Annotated in this window: 1 protein-coding gene; it reads left to right on the plus strand. The window is 45.6% G+C overall.

The window, feature by feature from the left end; genetic code table 11:
- Positions 1–620, plus strand: a 620-nt coding sequence (locus ACTXGO_RS15795) for a lyase family protein (RefSeq protein WP_443575187.1), incomplete at both ends; no start/stop codon positions are given.

The raw sequence follows: 620 nt of genomic DNA on the forward strand, positions 1-620 counted from the left end.
ATGCAGCAAGTCACCGATAGTATCGTTGATTTGGCGATTACTCATGCTGATCAACCCATGTTGTCACGTACCCATGGTCAAACGGCCAGTCCAACCACGCTTGGCAAAGAGATGGCAAACGTGGCTTATCGCTTAGCGCGTCAGATCAAACAAATGGGGCAAGTTGAACTGTTGGGCAAAATTAATGGTGCAGTCGGTAACTACAACGCCCACTTTTCAGCTTATCCTGATGTTGATTGGCAAACGCACGCTGAGCAGTTTATTAATGAGCGCCTACATCTGACCTTTAACCCTTATACTACGCAAATCGAACCCCACGATTACATCGCTGAATTGTTTGATGTGGTTAGACGCTTCAATACCATCTTGATCGATTTTAACCGTGATATTTGGCAATACATTAGCTTAGGCTATTTCAAGCAGCGCCTAAAAGATGGTGAAGTGGGCTCCTCAACGATGCCGCACAAAGTCAATCCAATTGATTTTGAAAACTCTGAAGGTAACTTGGGCGTTGCTAATGCGATGCTGGCACATTTGGGTGAGAAGCTACCAATTTCACGTATGCAGCGCGATTTATCAGACTCAACGGTCCTGCGTAATATTGGCGTAGGACTAGCCCA

The sequence above is a fragment of the Psychrobacter sp. T6-1 genome, assembly GCF_052258445.1.